The sequence below is a fragment of the Sphingobium sp. EM0848 genome (assembly GCF_013375555.1).
GTDB lineage: Bacteria > Pseudomonadota > Alphaproteobacteria > Sphingomonadales > Sphingomonadaceae > Sphingobium.
The window spans coordinates 1582849-1599011 of record NZ_JABXWB010000001.1 but is presented as its reverse complement, the minus strand read 5'-3'; the positions used below and the strand labels follow the sequence as shown (position 1 = coordinate 1599011).

Genomic DNA, 16163 nt, shown 5'->3' with positions numbered 1-16163 from the left:
ACCAACGGATGATCTTAAACTTCGGTTTCCATCGCCGCGAGGATGGGCGAAGCGCCGGCCTCGGCCAGATCACTATGGTGCCGGAACAGCGCGAACAATTCGCGGCCGGTATCATAGGGGGCAGGGGGCGCCGCCGGGATGTCCCGCGCATCCCATGTCGCCGCATCGACCAGCGCCGTGACCTCACCCGTCTCCGCGCAGACGCGCACCAGATCGCCATCGCGCAGCTTGCCGATGGGGCCACCGCCCAGGGCCTCGGGCGACAGATGGATCGCCGCAGGCACCTTGCCCGAAGCGCCCGACATGCGTCCATCGGTGAGCAGCGCCACGCGGAAGCCGCGATCCTGCAAAACGCCCAGCGCCGGGGTCAGCTTATGCAACTCCGGCATGCCGTTGGCTTTTGGCCCCTGAAAGCGCACGACGACCACGACATCGCGCTCCAGTTCGCTCGCCTTGAAGGCACGCAGCACATCGTCCTGATCGTGGAAGACCGCTGCCGGGGCCTCGATGGTCCAGCGCTCCTTGTCGACCGCGCTCACCTTCATGACGCAGCGGCCGAGATTGCCCGACAGCAGCTTCATGCCCCCATCCGCGCTGAAGGGGTTGGATACCGGCCGCAGGATCGCTTCATCCCGCGATTCCGGCACGTCCTTCCAGACCAGCGCGTCATTCTCCAGCACCGGCTCCTTGCCATAATCGGTCAGGCCTTGGCGCGCGACGGTCGGAATGTCGCCATGCAGCAGGCCGTTGCCCAGCAGTTCGCGGATCACATAGCTGATGCCGCCCGCCGCATGGAAATTATTCACATCGCCCGATCCATTGGGATAGACCCGCGCCAGCAACGGGACGACATCTGAAATCTCCGCAAAATCGGTCCAGTCGATATGGATGCCCGCCGCCCGCGCCATGGCGGGCAGATGGATCGCATGGTTGGTCGACCCGCCGGTCGCCATCAGGCCGATGATCGCGTTGACGATCGCCTTCTCATTCACGCAATGGCCAAGGGGACGATAATCCTCGCTGTCCCAGCCGATGCGCGACAATTGATGCACCGCCGCCCGCGTCAGTTCCTGCCGCAATTTGGTGCCCGGATGCACGAAGGAGGCGGCGGGCATGTGCAGCCCCATCATCTCCATCATCATCTGGTTCGAATTGGCCGTGCCATAGAAGGTGCAGGTTCCCGCGCCATGATAGCTGGCGCTTTCGGATTCCAGCAATTCCTCCTTGCCCACCTTGCCCTCGGCATAGAGCTGGCGGATGCGCACCTTCTCCTTGTTGGCGAGGCCTGAGGGCATCGGCCCGGCGGGAATGAAGATGGTCGGCAGATGCCCAAACCGCAGCGCGCCGATCAGCAGGCCCGGCACGATCTTGTCGCAGATGCCCAGCATCAGCGCGCCTTCGAACATCGCATGGGAGAGGGCAACCGCCGTCCCCAACGCAATGGTGTCGCGGGAGAAGAGCGACAGGTCCATGCCCGCCTGCCCCTGCGTCACGCCGTCGCACATGGCCGGAACGCCGCCCGCGACCTGCGCGGTGCAGCCGACCTCCCGCGCTGCGATCTTGATCTGTTCCGGGTAGCGGCCATAGGGCTGATGCGCCGAAAGCATGTCATTATAGGCGGTGACGATGCCGAAATTCATCGCCGCTCCGGTGCGGATGACAGCCTTGTCTTCGCCGCTCGCGGCAAAGCCATGGGCAAGGTTCCCGCACGAAAGCTGGGCGCGGTTGGTCCCCGCATCCCGCCCGCGCTCGATCAGGCTCAGATATTTGAGGCGCGAAGCGGCGCTCCGCTTCGTAATGCGTTCGGTGACCCTGGCGATCACCGGATGAAGATCAGTCATTCCAGCTTGCTCCGTCACGTTCGATTAGGGCAATCGCTGAAGACGGTCCCCAGTTCCCCGAAGAATAGGGCGAAGGCTTCACGCCTGCGTCCTTCCACCCGTCGATGATCGAATCGATCCAAGTCCATTGCGCCTCGACCTCATCACGGCGCACGAACAGCGTGGCGTCCCCGGCCAGCAGGTCCAGTATCAGCCGCTCATAGGCAATGCGGCGGCGCTGCCCGGCAAAGGCGGCGGTCAGCGACACGTCCAGCGTCACTTCCTCCAGACGAACCTCGCGCTCCAGCCCCGGCCTTTTGGTCATGATGAGCAGGCGGATATATTCCTCCGGCTGCAACCGGATGATCATCGTATTGGGCTCCAGCCCTGAGCCATGGCCGTTGCGGCCGAAAATCGAATGGCGCACGGGCTTGAACTGGATGATGATTTCCGATTGCCGCGCAGGCATGCGCTTGCCGGTGCGCAGATAGAAGGGCACGCCCTGCCATCGCCAATTGTCGATAAACGCCTTCAGCGCCACGAACGTCTCGGTTTCGGAAGGCTTGCCCAGTTCGTCGGCATAGCCGGTGACGATCTGCCCCTGCACCGCGCCCGGCGTATATTGGCCGCGCACGCTATGGGTCTTGACGGTTTCGGCGGTCATCGGCCGCAGCGAACGCAGCGCCTTGACCTTCTCGTCGCGCACCGCTGTCGGGTCCATGCGCGCGGGAGGCTCCATCGCGATGATCGACAGAATCTGGAGGACGTGATTCTGCACCATGTCGCGCAGCGCGCCGACGCCGTCATAATAGGAGACGCGGCCCTCCAGCCCCACCGTCTCGCCCACGGTGATCTGCACATGGTCGATGGCGGTGGCGTTCCACAGCGGCTCGAACATCACATTGCCGAACCGCAGGGCGAGCAGGTTCTGGACCGTTTCCTTGCCCAGATAATGGTCGACACGGAAAATCTGGTCCTCGGCGAACAGAGCGCCGATGCCGTCATTGACCTCTCTGGACGATGCCAGATCCTTGCCGATGGGCTTTTCCATCGCGATTCGCGTCCGGGGCGTGATGATGCCAGCTTCGGCCAGCCCCTGAGCGGTCGGCGCGAAGAGGGAAGGAGGCGTCGACAGATAGACGGACACACCCTTGTCCAGCCGGCCGTCCAGTCGCTTTGCCAGCGCCTGGAACTGATCGGCATTGCCTGCTTCGACCGGCTGATAGACGATCATGCCGCAGAGCCTGCCGGCCATCTCCGTCTCATAGCGGTCGGCGGCCAGGAATTTCCTGAGCGCCTTGTCGATATCGCTGCGGAACTGCTCGTCCGTGAAATCGGAGCGGCCCGACGCGACGATCATGAAATCGTCGGGCAACAACCCATCGGCCAGCAGATTGTAGAGCGAGGGGAAGATCATCCTGTGCGCTAGGTCGCCCGTGGCGCCAAACAACAGGAAGGTAGCAGACGGCTCGGTCAAAGGTTGTCCCTTTTCCGCTTGAGCGATTTCCAGGCGGGCGGATACCCGTTGGCCGGAAATCGCGTTGACAAAGAACCGGATAGGCCGGTCCAATATGATTGGGCCGGTTGTCCGATATTTTCAGGTCTGCACGAAGCTGCCCTTATACCCTGCGGCACTCGTTACGCAAGCAGGCTATCGCCGCAGCGTTCATCTCGCAACTGCGAGAAGAGCAAGGCATGGATTTTTGGCTGGACGCGGGTCTTTGATTTTGCCATTTGCGCTCAACCATGACGCGGGCGTGGTGAAACTGGTAGACGCGCCGGACTCAAAATCCGGTTCCGAAAGGAGTGTCGGTTCGATTCCGACCGCCCGCACCATCCTCTCAATCACTGTCGGATGTATTGGCGTTGACCGCGCAGGTCGTTGCGCGCGCAAAAAAAGCCCGGCAACCATGGCTGCCGGGCTAGGGAAAGCCTTCACAACGTAAAAGCTTCGGGTCGCATCGCCGCGATTAACCATAAATCGTTGCGATGCCAGAATAATTTTCAGTTCCATCCAAAATGGATCAATTCGTCGCCGTTACGGCCTGCGCCTTGAACCAGGGAATCATCCGCCCGATCGCATCCTCCACCCGGTCGGTCGACACGGCAAAGCTGAAGCGGATATGCCGATGTCCGTCCACCGGATCGAAATCGATCCCCGGCGCCGTCGCCACCCCGGTTTCGCGCAGCAGCTTCTGACAGAAGGACAGGCTGTCGTGGGTCAGATGACCCACATCCGCATAGATGTAGAAGGCGCCGTCCGGCGGCGCGATCTCCTTCAGGCCCAGTGCTGGCAGGGCGGCGAGCAGCAATTCCCGGTTCCGCCGATAGGTCGCGACATGCCCCTCCAACTCATCGACGCAATCGAAGGCCTTCAGACCCGCATGTTGCGCCAGGGAAGGCGGCGTCAGGAACAGATTGCCCATTCGCGCCCGCGCCGTGTCGATCAACTCGGGCGGAAAGACCACCCAACCCAGCCGCCATCCGGCCATGGAAAAATATTTGGAAAAGCTGTTCACGATCACCGCGTCCGGCGCGAATTCCAGCATCGACCGCGCCGGATCGCCATAGCTCAGCCCATGATAGATTTCGTCCGACACGATCCTGATGCCGCGCGCCCGGCAGACGTCAGCGATTCGCGCCATTTCCTCCGCAGGGATGATGGTTCCGGTGGGATTGGCCGGGCTGGCGATGATGGCTCCATCTGGTGCGGGTTCCAGCGCCTCCAGCGCCGCCGCGCTGATCTGATAGCGTTCCGCCGGACCGCAATCGACCTCTAGCGGTTCCAGATACAGCGCCTTCAGCGTGTTCCGATAGGCGACATAGCCGGGCCGCGCCGTCGCGACCCTTGCTCCCGGCGCGAACAGGCTGGTCAGCGCCAGCACCAGCCCCGGCGAAGCCCCGCAGGTCAGCAGAATCTGCTCCGCTTCCACCGTCACGCCATAGTGTTCGCGATAATGCAGCGCGATCCGTTCCTTCAGCGCTGTGCTTTCCCAATAGCCCATGGGGTCGTGGTCCAGCACGGCATGCGCTTGCGCAATGGCGGCGGAGGGCGCCCCGGTCGAAGGCTGGCCGAACTCCATGTGCAGGATCGAACGCCCCTCGGCCTCAAGCTGGTGCGCTTCCCGGCTGATGGCGATGGCGTGGAAGGGGTCTATCTGGGCTATCATGGGCCGCCTCTTACCTGCGCGGCATCCTTGTCACAATCGCCGCGTTGGAAAAGCATGTGGGACAGGCTCCAGCCTTTATTCGGAAATCCAGACCTCCACCGACACTGCATGCTGGCAAAGGGCGACCCGGATCGGCAGTTCTTCCATTGCTTCGCCCGCCAAGGCTTTGTGATAAATCGCCTTCTTCGCTGCTCCGCCGATCTGCAGGAATATATGTCGGCTTTTGAGGATCGCCTTGGCGCTCAGCGTCATGCGCTGGTGCGGTGCGGCCGGCGGCGTCACGGCTAGTGTCAAAGCTTCGGTCGAAAGCCCCTCGGCCAACTCCTTCGCCGCCGGGAAGAGCGAGGCCGTATGTCCATCCTCCCCCATGCCCAACAGCACGATGTCGAGCGGCCAGGGCAGGGCAGCCAAGGCCGCCTCGCATGCAGCCTGACCGGCATGGGCGTCCGCTGCCCCATTCTTCATCGGCACGAACCGCGCCGCCGCGGCCTGCCCCTGAAGCAGCGTTTCGCGGACCAGCCGTTCATTGCTGTCGGCATGATCGGGCGCCACCCAGCGTTCATCGACCAGCGTCACGATCACCTTGTCCCAATCGAGCGCCGTGGCCGACAGGGCTTCCAGCACCGGCCGTGGCGACCGTCCGCCCGAAAGCGCGATCGTCGCCACGCCACGCGCCGCGATGGCTTCCCCCAGAATCAGGGTGATCCGCCGCGCCATGTCCGCCGCCGCCAGAGCGCCGTCGATGAAAAGATGTTCGGTCGGCATCGGGTTCAACTCCCTTCAGGAAGGGTGCAAATATCGATCCACTGCGCTTCGGTCAGTTCCGCCAGCCGCGCGGGGGTCAGTTCCACTGATGTGGTCCGCGACCCCGCAGCGGGAAAGACCGTCTCGAACGCCTGCAAGGATATGTCGCAATAGACGGGCAGGGGGGCGGCCAGCCCGAAGGGGCAGACGCCTCCGACGACGTGCCCCGTCAGTTCCTCGACCTCCTCAAGCCCGAGCATCCTTGGTTTGGCGCCCAGCGCCGCCTTCGCCTTGCCATTGTGCAGCCGCGCATCGCCCCGCGCCACCACCAGCGCGACGGTATCCCCGACCCGCAGGGACAGGGTCTTGGCGATCCGCGCCGGAATCACGCCCAGCGCTTCGGCCGCTTCATGGACCGTGGCGGTGCTCACCCCCTGGTCGATGATGGTGACCTCCGGCGCGTGGGCGGAGAAAAAGGCGCGAACCGACTCCGCGCTCATTGTCCCTGAATCTCGGTCAGCTTGCGTTCCCAGGCCAGGGCGTGGGTCACGATCTGGTCGAGATCGGCATATTGCGGCTTCCACGGAAACTCACCCATGATCGCCCGGTTATCGGAGATCAGCGCGTCGGGGTCGCCCGCCCGCCGACCTTCCATTCGCCGGTCGATCTTCAGGTTCGTCACCCGGTCGACGGCATCCAGTACCTCCAGCACGGAAAAGCCGCGCCCATAACCGCAATTGAGCAGATAATTCTGTTCCGGCCTGGTCATCAGCGCCTCCAGCGCCAGCACATGCGCGGCCGCCAGATCAGTGACATGAATATAGTCGCGCACCCCGGTGCCATCTGGTGTGTCGAAATCGGTGCCGAACACCGAAACATGGCTCCGCTTGCCCAGAGCAGCTTCCACCGCGACCTTGATCAGGTGTGTCGCGCCCGCCGTCGACTGCCCCGTCCGCCCGGCCGGATCGGCGCCCGCCACGTTGAAATAGCGCAACGCGCAGAAGTTCATCGCATGCGCCGCACTCACATCACGCAGCATATACTCGGTCATCAGCTTCGACATGCCGTAGGGGTTGATCGGCCGCTGCGGCGTCGTTTCCTTGACCGGGCTTTCCTCCGGAATGCCATAGGTCGCGGCGGTGGATGAAAAGATGAAATGCGGCACGCCGACCGTCACCACGCTCTCGATCAGGTCGCGGGTCTTGGCGCTGTTGTTGTGATAATATTTCAGCGGGTTTTCGACCGATTCCGGCACGACCACCGACCCGGCAAAGTGCATCACCGCCTTCACGCCATGATCGCGCAGCGTCTTCTGCACCAGCGGCTGGTCCGAGATATCGCCCTCGACGAAAGCCACATCGTCGGGCACCGCCCAGCGAAAGCCGGTCACCAGATTGTCGATCACCACGACGCCATAGCCCGCGTCGCGCAGCGCCAGAACGGCATGGCTGCCAATATAACCGGCCCCGCCAGTCACCAGAACCGTCGGCTTTTCGCTCATAAAAAGAAGGTCTCCCCGGAGATGTCCCGGGAAGACCTAAACCACCAGCGTTACGATTTACACCCCAATCACGCCGCCGCGCGAGATGAAGCGGGGTGATAGAAGGTTGCGCCGCTGGCCGCCATGTCCTGCAACTGCACGGTGGGCGCGAAACGATCGCCATGCTTCTCGGCCAGCCGTTCCAGCACCGCCACGACAAGACCGATGCCAACCGTGTCCATATGGCTGAACGGCCCGCCGGTATAGGGCGCAAAGCCCCAGCCGAAGATCGCGCCGATATCGCCATCCTCCGGCGTTTCCAGCACGCCTTCCTCGAAGCAGCGGGCGCATTCCACCAGCTGGCGATAGAGCAGCCGCTCCTTCACCTCCTCGACATCCGGCTGCACGGCAGCACGCGGGAACATCTCTTCAAGGCCGGTCCACAGATGCTTCTTCCCACCCTCGGGATAGTCATACCAGCCCTTGGCGCTCTTGCGGCCGAGGCGACCCAGTTCGACCATCTTCGCCATCACCGCATCGGACGGCTGCGCGACATAGGCGTCGCCCAGTTCCTTCTGCGCGGCCATGACGATCTTGTGGCCAAGCTCGATGGACACTTCATCGCCGACGGCCAGCGGTCCCACCGGCATGCCCAGCTGCCGCCCGGCATTTTCGATGAGCGCCGGGTTGATGCCCTCGGCCACCATCTCCACGCCTTCCTGCACATAGGTGCCGAAGCTGCGGGACGTGTAGAAGCCGCGCGAGTCATGGACGACGATCGGCGTCTTCTTGATCTGGGCGACGAAATCGAGCGCCTTGGCGATCGCCGCAGGCCCGGTTTCCTTGCCCAGGATGATCTCGACAAGCGGCATCTTCTCGACCGGGGAGAAGAAGTGGACGCCGATGAAATTCTCCGGCTTGCTCCATGCCTTGGCCAGCCTGGTGATTGGCAGGGTAGAGGTATTGGACCCGAAGATCGTGTCCGCGCCCAGCACTTCCTCGACCTTTTTCGTGACTTCCGCCTTGATCGCGACATCCTCGAACACCGCTTCGATCACGAAGTCCGCTCCGGCCAGCGCCGCATAGTCGGTCGTTGGCGTCACGCGGGCCAGCGTTTCCGCCATCTTCTCCGGTGTCATGCCGCGCCCAAGCCGCTTCTTCAGCACCTCCTCGACATGCGCCTTGCCCTTCTCGGCATAGGCCTGATCGCGGTCGAACAGCACCACTTCCATGCCCGCCTGCGCGGCCACGGTGGCGATGCCGGCCCCCATCATACCCGCGCCGAGCATGGCCAGCTTCTTCGTCGGCGCCTTGGGCTGGTCCTTGGGGCGGCGTGCGCCGCGCTCGGCCGCTTGCTTGTTGACGAACAGGCTGCGGATCATGTTGCTCGCCTGGGGGTCGGCGGCGACCTTGGCGAAATATTTGCTCTCGATCCGGATGGCGCGATCCATCGGCAAGGTGATGCCTTCATAGACGGCGGACAGCAGGGCGATCGGCGCGTGCATGTTCCGCTGCGTCTGCTTCAGCGTCATCGGCAGCGCGCCCGCCATGGTCTGGACGAAGGCGGGGTTGAAGCCGCCCGCACCGCCCGGCACCTTGTAACCCTTGACGTCCCAGGGCTGGGCATTGGCACCGGGATTGGCCTTCACCCATAAGCGGGCGGCGTTGAGAGCCGTGCCCTGCGGAACGACCTGATCGACGACCTTCAGCATCGCGGCCTCGGCCGGGCGGAACAGCTTGCCCTGCAACATGTACATCAGCGCCGCCTGCACGCCCATCAGGCGCGGCAGGCGCTGCGACCCGCCGCCGCCGGGGAACAGGCCGATCAGGATTTCCGGCAGGCCCAGCTGCGTCTTCGGGCTGTCGCCCACGAAGCGGCGATGGCAGGCCAGCGCCAGTTCGAAACCGCCGCCGACACAGGTGCCCTCTATGGCGCAGGCGACCGGCTTGCCGCAGGTTTCCAGCTTGCGGAACAGCTGGTTCAGCTCGAACACCTGATCGAAGATCGCGGCCGGAGCAGGGCGCCCACCCGGACCGCTGGCCAGCATCGACCCGAAATATTTGAGGTCCATGCCTGCCATGAAGCCGCTGTCCTTGCCGGATGCGATGACTGCACCCTTGATGGCCTCCTCGGAAGCGATGCGCGTGATCGCGGCCCCCAGATCGGCCAGAAAGTCCGGGCCGATGACGTTCATCGACTGGCCGGGAACGTCGATGGTCAGCGTGGCGATGCCTTCGGCGTCGATGTCGAAATTGATGGTCTGCATGAGATGCTGCCTTTTTACTCTCCGTTCACCCTGAGCCTGTCGAAGGGTTTTTCTTTCTTCAAAGAAGGACAAGGCTTCGACAGGCTCAGCCCGAACGGGGGAGGGGTTCAGATACGCTCGATGATGATGCCGGTGCCCATGCCCGCGCCGACGCACAGGTTGATGAGCGCGGTGCCCTTGCCGGTGCGCTCCAGCTCGTCCAGCGCCGTGCCCAGCACCATCGCGCCCGTAGCGCCCAGCGGATGACCCATGGCGATCGCGCCGCCATTGACGTTGATCCGGCTGTGATCGAGGTCCATCGCCTGCATGTAGCGCAGCACGACGCTGGCAAAGGCTTCGTTCAGTTCCCAAAGGTCGATGTCGGACTTGCTCATGCCCGCGCGGCTGAGCAGCTTGCCTGCGACGAATTCCGGCCCGGTCAGCATGATCAGCGGTTCCGATCCGATAGAGGCCATGGCCTTGATCCGGGCGCGGGGTTTCAGCCCATATTTCTCGCCCATCTCCTTGCTGCCGACCAGCACTGCGGCGGCGCCGTCGACAATGCCGGAGCTGTTGCCGGCATGATGGACATGGTTCACCCGCTCCAGTTCCGGATAGCGGAGCAGGGCGACGGTATCGAAGCCCGGCATTTCTTCGCCCAGCGCGGCGAAGCTGGGCTTCAGCGAAGCCAGCGACTGCATCGTTGCATCGGGTCGCATATGCTCGTCATGGTCGAGCACGACCTGACCGATCACATCCTTCACCGGGACGATGGACTTGGCGAAACGCCTCTCGTCCCACGCAGCCTTGGCGCGGCGCTGGCTCTCGACGGCATAGGCGTCGACATCGTCGCGGCTGATCCCGAACTTGGTGGCGATCACGTCGGCGCCGATGCCCTGCGGCGCGAAATAGCTCTTGTAGGCGACCGCCGGGTCCATGGCCCAGGCGCCGCCGTCCGAAGCCATCGGCACGCGGCTCATCGACTCGACGCCCCCGCCGATGGCGAGGCCGGCCTCGCCCGAATAGACTTTCGCGGCGGCCATGTTCACCGCTTCCAGCCCGGATGCGCAGAAACGGTTGATCTGAACGCCCGGCACGGTCTGGGCATAGTCGGCGTTCAGCACCGCGACGCGGGCGATGTCGGCGCCCTGTTCGCCCACGGGGCTGACGCAGCCCAGGATCACATCGTCGACATCGGCGGTGTCGATCTGCGTCCGGTCGCGCACGGCTTCCAGAACCTGCGTCGCCAACTGGATCGGCGTGATTTCGTGAAGCGACCCATCGGCCTTGCCCCGGCCGCGGGGCGTTCTGACGGCATCGTAAATAAAGGCTTCCATGGCTTTCCATTCCTCTCCGCAGGGCGTCGGATATGCGCGTGAATGTATTTACGTTTACGTAAAGTGCAAGTCCTATCGTCAAGCCGCGCCGACCGTAACGTCATCCCGAAGATTATGATCGTTCCGCGATTTCATTCATGCTTTCAGTTCATTTCGCGATTCGTTGATTTGACCGTCCCGCTCAATTCCGCTTCATGGATTGCGTGGCAGACTCAGAACCCCCTCAGGCTCCATCGCCTTTTTCGATTCCGATCTTTCGCGCGATCTGGTGGGCCAGCCTTGCCTCCAATTTCGGCGGGCTGATCCAGTCGGTCGGCGCCCAGTGGATGATGACTTCGCTGTCGGCATCGCCGCAGATGATCGCGCTGGTGCCGGCTGCGACGACCCTGCCGATCATGCTGCTGTCGCTTTGGGCGGGGGCGCTGGCGGATAATCGCGACCGGCGGCTGGTGATGCTCTGCAGCCAGTTGTTCATGCTGACCGTTTCCGCCCTGCTGGCGCTGTTCGCCTGGATGGGATGGGTGTCGCCCTGGGCCCTGCTCGGCTTCACCTTCCTGGTCGGTTGCGCGACGGCGATCAACGGTCCTGCCTGGCAGGCCTCGGTCGGGGACATGGTGCCGCGCGCGGCCTTGCCCAACGCCGTCTCGCTCAATTCCATGGGCTTCAACATGGCGCGCAGCACCGGCCCGGCGCTGGGCGGCGTCATCGTTGCCGTGGCGGGCGCGGCGAGCGCCTTCCTGATCAACGCTATCAGCTATATCGGCCTCGTTTTCGTGCTGGCCCGCTGGCGTCCCGAGCGTCCGCCCCAACTCCTCCCGCGCGAACGGATGGGCGTCGCGATGCGGGCAGGGGTCCGCTATGTCGCGATGTCGCCCAAGATTCAGCGCGTCCTGCTTCGTGCCGCAGCGTTCGGCATCGGGGCCAGTGCCGTGTCGGCGATGATGCCGCTGGTGGCGCGCGACATATTGGGCGGCAGCGCGCTGACATTCGGCGCACTCAGCGCTGCCTTTGGCATCGGTGCGGTGCTGGGCGCCCTGTCCACGGGCAAGTTGCGTCAGCGCTTTTCAGTCGAAACCATCGTGCGCTGTGCCGCTCTGGCGCTGGCTGCCGGGACGGCGTTGATGGCGGCCAGCCCCTGGCTGGTGCTGGCCTTGATCGGCCTGTTGCTGGCAGGGGCGGGGTGGGTGATCGCGCTGTCCAGCTTCAATGTCTCGGTCCAGATGTCCGCTCCGCGCTGGGTCGTGGCGCGCGCGGTCGCGCTCTATCAGATGGTCGCCTTTGGCGGCATGGCGGGCGGCGCCTGGCTGTTCGGCACATTGGCGGAGGATCATGGCGTTGTCGTCGCGCTCTTTGCCGCCGTCGCTGTCCAGTTGGTTTCAGCCCTGATCGGTTATCTCTGCCCTTTGCCGCAGGCGGGGGAGGAAAATCTCGACCTCCAGAATCTCTGGCGAGAGCCGGAGACGGCGGTGCCGATCGAACCGCGCAGCGGTCCAGTGGTCGTCACCATCGAATATCGCATTCCGGCCGGATCGGTCGTCCCGTTCCTGGCGGCGATGAGCGAACGCCGCCGCATTCGCCGCCGCGATGGCGCGCATGGCTGGTCGCTGCTGCGCGATCTGGGCGATCCGGAATTGTGGATGGAGCGCTATCATGTCTCGACCTGGCTCGACTATGTGCGCCACAACAGCCGTCGGACTGTAGCGGACATGGCGAATAGCGAAGCGATTCACGTCCTGCACAAAGGTCCCAATCCGCCGGTCGTCCACCGCATGCTGGAACGGCAGACCGGCTCCCTGCCGCTGGCCCGTTCCGCCGATCCGCGGGAGATGGGCGATCCGATGACCGACCCGACCCGTTCGAGTTAGTCGCCGCTCCGCGCCAGCAGGTCCTCCGGCGTGTCGATGTCGCGCAGGCAGGCGCCCATCGTCTCGATCTGCATGCCATGGCTGAGCAGTGCCCGTGCCCCCTGATCGCCGCGCAGTCCCAGCAATTCGGGGAAATGTTTGCGGCCGATGAAAGCTGGGGGAGAGGAGGAAAAGCCGTCCGTACTGGCGACCACTGAGCGGATGTCCTCGGCCGCCAGGCAGACGCGGTTATAATGGGTCTGCGGTACGTCGGGCATGTCGGCCAGGCAGATCAGTATCCCCCGGCATTTGCGAAGCGGCATCACATGTTCGACCGCCCTTACAATGCTGCCGGAAATGCCTTCCTCCGGTCGATCATTGACCAGGATCGTATAGCCGCGCCGTTCCAGTCTGCGGTGAAGGACGGGCGCCTGGTCGATAGGCCGCACCACCGCCACCAGCTCGGCGAAGATCATGGAGGCGATGGTTTCCAGGGCATGAACGGCCACCGGCTTGCCGCGCCATTCGGCCATCAGCTTGTCTTCCTCGCCAAAGCGGGAGGATGTGCCTGCCGCAAGCAGGACGGCGGCGATCTGTTCGGTCCGCATGGTTCCATTTTGGTTGATTGTCGCGACCCGGCTTATCCGGTTTGACCAGCATGTGCCACTGGGGCGATCTTCTGTCCAGCACGGTGAAGGGGCTGGCGTTCCTGCGAATCAGTCGCCATATGCCCCTGAAGCAACAGGAGGAGTGGTGCCGTCCATGGAATATGATCCCGATGCCGAAGCCGTGGGCGAGTCGGTCAAGATTCCGGTCCCCAAGGATGTTTCGGAAGCGATTCGGACATTGATCCGCTGGTCGGGCGATACGCCCGAGCGTGAGGGGTTGCTGGAAACGCCTGAACGCGTGGCGCGGGCGTGGAAGGAATATTGCCGTGGCTATGATGACGACCCGGCCTATCATCTCTCGCGCATTTTCCATGAAGTAGGCGGCTATGACGACATCGTGCTGCTGAAGGACATTCCGTTTCAGTCGCATTGCGAACATCATATGGCGCCGATCGTCGGCGTCGCGCACATCGCTTATCTGCCCGGCCAATATGTCGTGGGCATTTCAAAGCTGGCGCGCGTGCTTCACGCTTTTGCCCACCGCCTTCAGGTGCAGGAACGGCTGACTTCGGAAGTCGCCAACTGCATATGGGAAAATCTGAAGCCGCAGGGCGTGGCCGTGGTGGTGGAAGCGACCCATGGCTGCATGACCGGACGCGGTGTTCGCACGCCCAATGTCGTCATGAAGACCAGCCGCATGCTCGGTGTTTTCCGCGACGATGAGAAGAGCCGTGAAGAAGTGCTGAAGCTGATCGGCGCGTGAGCGAAGAGGAAACGCCCAGCTACCGGCCCTTGGGCGGTGCGAAGAAACGGGCGGAAGCTGGCGCACTGCCCTTGGCGCAGAAACGCCTGGCGCTCGTCACCGGCGGACACCGGCGGCTGGGCGGCATCATATCGGCTGCCTTCGCGCGGGCGGGCTATTCGCTGGCGATCCATGGTAGCCACGACACGCGTCTCGATTCCCATCTGGCGCTGGCGTTGGAGGAGCATGGGACCGAATGGGACGGCTTCACCGTCGATTTCGCCGATCCCGAAGGGGCGGAGGAACTGGTCGCGCTCGTTGCCGAGCGTTTCGGCCGCCCGCCCGATGTTCTCGTCAACAGCGCGGCGATCTTCGGACAGGATCGCATCGACAATGTGAATGCCGATGACTTGATGCGGCATTATGCGGTCAATTGCGCAGCGCCTACTTTGTTGACCAAGGCGTTCGCGACCGTCCCGGCCGGGACAGGCGACCGATGCATCGTCAATATATTGGACCAGCGGATCGATCATCCGCATGGCGATCAGCTGGCCTATACGCTCTCGAAAATGGCATTGGCGGGTCTGACGAAGCTGTCCGCCTCGACGCTGGCGCCGCAGATTCGGGTCAATGCCGTGGCGCCGGGCCTGACCATCGCCACGCCCGATTATGATGTTGGGCAGATGGAGCGGCTGGCGAAGCTGATGCCGCTGGAGCGGTTGCCGCAGGCGGACCAGATTGCCGAAGCGGTTCTTTATCTGGCCGGGGCCGGTGCGATCACGGGGCAGACCCTTTATATTGACGGCGGCGCGCATCTGCGCAGCTATGATCGGGATTTCATGCATCTGTGCCGATAGAGGCTGCGAACTTGCGGTTTGTCGGGGCTGGTCAAGCACCGTTGCGCTGCATAGAGCAGTCCGCAACTGGTCGAATGAACGGAGATGGCAATGGCTTACGAAACGATTCTGGTCGAGCAGCGCGATGCGGTCACGCTGGTCACGCTCAACCGTCCGCAGGCGCTGAATGCGCTGAACAGCCAGGTGCTCAAGGATCTGGGCGCGGCCTTCGCGGCCTATGATGCCGATCCGTCGCAGCGCTGCCTGGTCCTGACCGGCAGTGAAAAGGCCTTTGCCGCCGGCGCCGACATCAAGGAAATGGTGGAGAAGGACGCGGCGGATTTCTTCCTTCAGGATTTCTTCGCCGGTTGGCAGAGCGATGTCGTCGCCACCCGCAAGCCGTGGATCGCGGCGGTCGCCGGTTTCGCGCTGGGCGGCGGGTGCGAACTGGCGATGATGGCGGACTTCATTCTGGCCGCCGATACGGCGAAATTCGGTCAGCCGGAAATCAAGCTGGGCGTGGCGCCGGGCATGGGCGGGTCGCAGCGTCTGACCCGCGCGGTCGGCAAGGCGAAGGCGATGGAAATGTGCCTGACCGGCCGGATGATGGGGGCAGAGGAAGCCGAAAGCGCCGGACTGGTCGCCCGGATCGTTCCGGCGGCTGAGTTGCTGGACGACGCGTTCAAGACCGCTGCGGCGATTGCCGGGATGCCGCCCATGGCCGCGATGGTGAACAAGGAAATGGTCAATCTGGCTTTCGAAACCGGGCTGGCTCAGGGCATATTGACCGAGCGTCGCCTGTTCCAGATCCTGACCGCGACCGAGGACAAGAAGGAAGGCATGGAAGCCTTCGTCGCCAAGCGTCCCGGGGTCTGGAAGGGGCGCTGATCTCTTTCAATCTGCGTGGCAATCGGGCCGGGAATGGCCCGAACCAGACGAGTTCGCTCCCCCTCTCGCTTGCGGGAGGGGGCGGCAATCCACCGTTTCAGAATAATCTTCAGGTCCGCACGGGTGGAAGCTCAGTTCCCGACCTTCGCCTCAGCGAAGGCAACCAGCGTGCCGAAGGTTTCGAAGGTATCGCCGTCGATATCCTCATCCTCGATCAGGATATCGAAGCGATCTTCCATTTCGGTGAGCAGGCCAGCGACGGCCATGGAGTCAAGCTCCGGCAGCGCGCCGAATAGCGGCGTGTCCGCATCGAACGCATCGACGCGTTCCTGCGACAGGGCCAGTACGTCGCGCAGCAAGGCGCGCATCATTGTTTCGATGTCCATTGTCCGGTCGACCGGCTGAATATTGTCCGCCCGCATGATGGGCGCTACCTAATCGTTCAGAC

14 protein-coding genes and 1 tRNA gene are annotated in these 16163 nt (G+C 63.6%); 5 read left to right on the top strand and 10 right to left on the bottom strand.

Features of this window, described 5'->3' with window-relative positions; all coding sequences use genetic code 11:
• Positions 1–14: 14 nt before the first annotated feature.
• Together edd and zwf are read right to left on the bottom strand one after the other, a co-directional pair.
• Positions 15–1841, bottom strand: a complete 1827-nt coding sequence (edd, locus tag HUK73_RS07540; protein WP_176591352.1) for a phosphogluconate dehydratase — start codon at positions 1839–1841, stop codon at positions 15–17.
• Entirely contained in the window at positions 1834–3297 is a 1464-nt protein-coding gene (gene zwf / locus HUK73_RS07535; RefSeq protein WP_176591351.1) for a glucose-6-phosphate dehydrogenase, read from the bottom strand. Before zwf ends, edd begins: the two co-directional genes overlap by 8 nt.
• A gap of 274 nt (positions 3298–3571) precedes the next feature.
• On the opposite strand from zwf, the gene HUK73_RS07530 reads away from it, so the two are divergent.
• A tRNA-Leu gene (locus HUK73_RS07530) sits at positions 3572–3656 on the top strand.
• A 188-nt stretch (positions 3657–3844) separates the two neighbouring features.
• Here HUK73_RS07530 and HUK73_RS07525 read toward each other — a convergent pair.
• The 6 genes from HUK73_RS07525 to HUK73_RS07500 form a co-directional block, all read right to left on the bottom strand.
• On the bottom strand, positions 3845–4990 hold the full coding sequence (locus tag HUK73_RS07525; protein WP_176591350.1) for an aminotransferase class I/II-fold pyridoxal phosphate-dependent enzyme: 1146 nt from the start codon (positions 4988–4990) through the stop codon (positions 3845–3847).
• A gap of 75 nt (positions 4991–5065) precedes the next feature.
• Positions 5066–5755 (bottom strand): 6-phosphogluconolactonase, encoded by a 690-nt coding sequence (gene pgl, locus HUK73_RS07520; RefSeq protein ID WP_176591349.1) that lies wholly within the window; start codon positions 5753–5755, stop codon positions 5066–5068.
• Positions 5756–5760: 5 nt separating this feature from the next.
• Positions 5761–6234, bottom strand: a complete 474-nt coding sequence (locus HUK73_RS07515; RefSeq protein ID WP_176591348.1) for a YbaK/EbsC family protein — start codon at positions 6232–6234, stop codon at positions 5761–5763.
• Positions 6231–7235, bottom strand: a complete 1005-nt coding sequence (gene galE / locus HUK73_RS07510; protein ID WP_176591347.1) for a UDP-glucose 4-epimerase GalE — start codon at positions 7233–7235, stop codon at positions 6231–6233. The genes HUK73_RS07515 and galE overlap by 4 nt, the downstream gene beginning before the upstream one ends.
• Positions 7236–7303: 68 nt before the next feature.
• Complete coding sequence (locus tag HUK73_RS07505; RefSeq protein ID WP_176591346.1) at positions 7304–9481, bottom strand: 3-hydroxyacyl-CoA dehydrogenase NAD-binding domain-containing protein; 2178 nt, start codon at positions 9479–9481, stop codon at positions 7304–7306.
• A gap of 107 nt (positions 9482–9588) precedes the next feature.
• Positions 9589–10797: an acetyl-CoA C-acetyltransferase gene (locus HUK73_RS07500; protein WP_176591345.1), complete on the bottom strand. Its 1209-nt coding sequence runs from the start codon at positions 10795–10797 to the stop codon at positions 9589–9591.
• Positions 10798–10991: 194 nt separating this feature from the next.
• On the opposite strand from HUK73_RS07500, the gene HUK73_RS07495 reads away from it, so the two are divergent.
• On the top strand, positions 10992–12662 hold the full coding sequence (locus HUK73_RS07495; protein ID WP_176591344.1) for an MFS transporter: 1671 nt from the start codon (positions 10992–10994) through the stop codon (positions 12660–12662).
• On the opposite strand, the gene HUK73_RS07490 is transcribed toward HUK73_RS07495, so the two are convergent.
• Complete coding sequence (locus tag HUK73_RS07490) at positions 12659–13249, bottom strand: nucleotidyltransferase family protein (RefSeq protein WP_176591343.1); 591 nt, start codon at positions 13247–13249, stop codon at positions 12659–12661. The genes HUK73_RS07495 and HUK73_RS07490 overlap by 4 nt on opposite strands.
• A gap of 154 nt (positions 13250–13403) precedes the next feature.
• Between HUK73_RS07490 and folE the strand changes: the two genes are divergently transcribed.
• The 3 genes from folE (at position 13404) to HUK73_RS07475 (ending at position 15715) form a co-directional block, all read left to right on the top strand.
• On the top strand, positions 13404–14012 hold the full coding sequence (gene folE / locus HUK73_RS07485; protein WP_176591342.1) for a GTP cyclohydrolase I FolE: 609 nt from the start codon (positions 13404–13406) through the stop codon (positions 14010–14012).
• On the top strand, positions 14009–14848 hold the full coding sequence (locus tag HUK73_RS07480; protein ID WP_176591341.1) for an SDR family oxidoreductase: 840 nt from the start codon (positions 14009–14011) through the stop codon (positions 14846–14848). The genes folE and HUK73_RS07480 overlap by 4 nt, the downstream gene beginning before the upstream one ends.
• 90 nt (positions 14849–14938) lie before the next feature.
• The gene (locus HUK73_RS07475; RefSeq protein WP_176591340.1) at positions 14939–15715 is read left to right on the top strand and encodes an enoyl-CoA hydratase-related protein; all 777 of its coding nucleotides are present in this window, start codon (positions 14939–14941) and stop codon (positions 15713–15715) included.
• A gap of 131 nt (positions 15716–15846) precedes the next feature.
• Here HUK73_RS07475 and HUK73_RS07470 read toward each other — a convergent pair whose 3' ends face one another.
• Positions 15847–16137, bottom strand: a complete 291-nt coding sequence (locus HUK73_RS07470) for an acyl carrier protein (protein WP_176591339.1) — start codon at positions 16135–16137, stop codon at positions 15847–15849.
• Positions 16138–16163 lie beyond the last annotated feature (26 nt).

What these genes read in the sequence shown, in the direction of transcription:
- pgl (WP_176591349.1), bottom strand. Translation starts at nt 5,755, where the DNA reads ATGCCGACCGAACATCTTTTCATCGACGGCGCTCTGGCGGCGGCGGAC.
- galE (WP_176591347.1), bottom strand. Translation starts at nt 7,235, where the DNA reads ATGAGCGAAAAGCCGACGGTTCTGGTGACTGGCGGGGCCGGTTATATT.
- HUK73_RS07525 (WP_176591350.1), bottom strand. Translation starts at nt 4,990, where the DNA reads ATGATAGCCCAGATAGACCCCTTCCACGCCATCGCCATCAGCCGGGAA.
- HUK73_RS07475 (WP_176591340.1), top strand. Translation starts at nt 14,939, where the DNA reads ATGGCTTACGAAACGATTCTGGTCGAGCAGCGCGATGCGGTCACGCTG.
- HUK73_RS07515 (WP_176591348.1), bottom strand. Translation starts at nt 6,234, where the DNA reads ATGAGCGCGGAGTCGGTTCGCGCCTTTTTCTCCGCCCACGCGCCGGAG.
- HUK73_RS07495 (WP_176591344.1), top strand. Translation starts at nt 10,992, where the DNA reads ATGGATTGCGTGGCAGACTCAGAACCCCCTCAGGCTCCATCGCCTTTT.
- HUK73_RS07490 (WP_176591343.1), bottom strand. Translation starts at nt 13,249, where the DNA reads ATGCGGACCGAACAGATCGCCGCCGTCCTGCTTGCGGCAGGCACATCC.
- HUK73_RS07500 (WP_176591345.1), bottom strand. Translation starts at nt 10,797, where the DNA reads ATGGAAGCCTTTATTTACGATGCCGTCAGAACGCCCCGCGGCCGGGGC.
- folE (WP_176591342.1), top strand. Translation starts at nt 13,404, where the DNA reads ATGGAATATGATCCCGATGCCGAAGCCGTGGGCGAGTCGGTCAAGATT.
- HUK73_RS07470 (WP_176591339.1), bottom strand. Translation starts at nt 16,137, where the DNA reads ATGCGGGCGGACAATATTCAGCCGGTCGACCGGACAATGGACATCGAA.
- HUK73_RS07505 (WP_176591346.1), bottom strand. Translation starts at nt 9,481, where the DNA reads ATGCAGACCATCAATTTCGACATCGACGCCGAAGGCATCGCCACGCTG.
- edd (WP_176591352.1), bottom strand. Translation starts at nt 1,841, where the DNA reads ATGACTGATCTTCATCCGGTGATCGCCAGGGTCACCGAACGCATTACG.